This is a genomic window from Nocardia sp. NPDC004722 (genome assembly GCF_053601505.1).
Genome location: NZ_JBSGBY010000896.1, coordinates 1 through 2,485, shown reverse-complemented (window position 1 = coordinate 2,485; position 2,485 = coordinate 1). Strand labels below are relative to the sequence as shown.

At 67.0% G+C, this 2,485-nt stretch carries 2 protein-coding genes; both read right to left on the bottom strand.

Annotated features, from left to right (window positions below):
- A partial coding sequence (gene metE, locus ACWELQ_RS43700) for a 5-methyltetrahydropteroyltriglutamate--homocysteine S-methyltransferase (RefSeq protein ID WP_452402853.1) occupies nucleotides 1-1,804 on the bottom strand: 1,804 nt, incomplete at its 3' end.
- A gap of 172 nt (nucleotides 1,805-1,976) precedes the next feature.
- Nucleotides 1,977-2,485, bottom strand: a 509-nt coding sequence (locus ACWELQ_RS43695) for a 3-hydroxyacyl-CoA dehydrogenase family protein (protein WP_452402852.1), incomplete at its 5' end; no start/stop codon positions are given.

Below are 2,485 nucleotides of genomic sequence, written 5' to 3'. Positions count from 1 at the left end.
CCTGGATGATGGCGATCCCCGCCTTCTCCAGATCCACGACCTCGTCGCGAATGGCCAGCGCCACCTGGTCGGCGGTCTCGTAGAGCGGCTGGTCCTGGCGCACGAAGGAGCGGGCCAGCATGGTGACCGGGCCGGTGACCATGCCCTTGACCGGCTTGTCGGTGAGCGACTGCGCGTAGGCCGTCCACGACACCGACATGGCCTCGGGCCGCGCCACGTCGCCGTACACGATCGGCGGTCGCACACAACGGGATCCGTACACCTGCACCCAGCCGAAGTGGGTGGTGGCGAAGCCGTCGAGCTGTTCGGCGAAGAACTGGATCATGTCGTTGCGCTCGTGCTCGCCGTGCACCAGCACGTCCAGGCCGATGTCCTCCTGCAAGCGGATGCTGGATTCGATCTCGGCCTCGATGCGCTTGCGGTAGTCGTCGAACGACATCCGGCCCTGACCGAGGTCGTGGCGCGCCTGGCGGGCGGCGGCGGTCTGCGGGAAGGAGCCCAGCGTGGTCGCGGGCACCAGCGGCAGCCGCAGCTTGGCCTGCTGGGCGAGCTTGCGCTTCTCGTAGGGTTCGCGCACCCGCATCTGCGGGGTGACGGCGTAGACGCGCTGCCGCACCGCGTGCTTCTGCTTGAAGTGCACCGACGTGGGCCGCTTGCGCCACTTCTCCGAGGGGCCCTCGGTGAGCGCCTTGGCCAGCGAAACCACTTCGAGGACCTTCTGTTTGGCGAAGGCGAGGCGGTCGGCGACGGGGCCCTCGAGCTCGTATTCGACGAGCACGTCGTAGGGCACGTGCAGCAGCGTGGATCCGGTCGACACCACCATGTCGGGGCAGACCTGGGCGAGCTTGTGCAGGTATTCCAGCGTCACGTGCCGGTCGGCGCGCCACACATTGGTGCCGCTGATGACGCCCGCGTAGAGGCGCTTGCGCCGGATGCCGGGGATCTTGGCCAGGTCCTCGGGCACCACGCGATGCGCCGCGAGATCCAGGCCGATGGCCTCCACCGAAGTGCGGCACAGGATTTCGACGGCCTCGCCGAAGTCGCCGTACTGTCCGGTGACCAGCATGCGCGGGCGCAGCGGGGCCTTGGACAGCTGCTGATAGGTCTTCTCGAACAGCTCCATGGTGGACGGCGAGCGGTCGCTGGTGAAGCACGGCTCGTCGAACTGCACGCAGGTGGCGCCGCGCTTGGCGAGGATCTCGAGCAGTTCCTCGTACACCGGTAGCAGCTTGTCCAGCAGCACCAGCTTGTCGAATTCGGTTTCGCCGGGGACGTGTCCGGTCTTGGACAGCAGCAGCAGCGACAGCGGGCCCAGCACGACCGGGCGCAGTTCGATGCCGACGGCCTTGGCGCGGTCGAACTCCTCCAGCAGCGCTTCCGGATGCAGCGAGAACTCCGTATCGGTCTCGAGTTCCGGCTGCCGGTAGTGGTACGGGGTGTTGAGCAGCTTGACCAGCTCGAGCGGCGGCAGATCCGGCCGACCGCGAGCCATCAGGAAGTAGAAGTCCAACGGGTCCAAGCCTTCTCGATAGGGCTCGAACCGCTTGGGGACCGCGCCGAACAGCAGCGCGTTGTCCAGGACGTGGTCGTAGAAGGAGAAGGTGTTGCCGGGGACCTGCGTCAACCCGGTGGCGGCCAGCTCCCGGTACTGGCTCTCCTGAATATCGCGCCCGACCGTCAGCAGCTCGTCACGCGAGAGCGTGCCGTGCCAGTACGACTCCAAAGCGCGCTTGAGTTGCCGGTGCTCGCCGATGCGCGGGTAGCCCAGGATGCTGGACCCGAACCCGTCGGTGACGTTGACCATCTGAACGGACACTCCTTCCGAGCTGCCGGTCCCGAACGACCTGATTGCAGCTTATGCCCGGTTGTGGTGGACGCCGCCACATGCCCGGCGGCGCGCACCTAGCTTGAAAAGACACGATGCGCTCACGCGACCACCCGCGTGAGCGCATCGAGACGCCATGGAAAGGCTCAGATCACGCGCGGTTGTACTGGTAGAAGCCCGCACCGGCCTTCTTGCCCAGCAGACCGGCCTCGACCATGCGGCTCAGCAGCGGCGGCGCGGAGTACAGCGGCTCCTTGAACTCCTCGTACATGGAGTCGGCGATGGACTTGACGGTGTCGAGGCCGACCAGGTCGGTCAGCGCCAGCGGGCCCATCGGGTGGGCGCAGCCCAGCACCATGGCCTTGTCGACGTCTTCCTTGGTGGCGAAACCGGATTCGACCATGCGGATGGACGACAGCAGGTACGGCACCAGCAGCGCGTTGACCACGAAGCCGGAGCGGTCGGCGGAGCGCACGACCTGCTTGCCCAGCACGTCGGCGGCGAACTGCTCGGCGCGCTTGGTGACGGTCTCGGTGGTCTTGAGGGTGGTGACCAGCTCGACGAGCGGCAGCACCGGCACCGGGTTGAAGAAGTGCATGCCCACGACCCGCTCGGGGAGATTCGTGGCCACGGCGATCTTCATGATCGGGATGGAGGAGG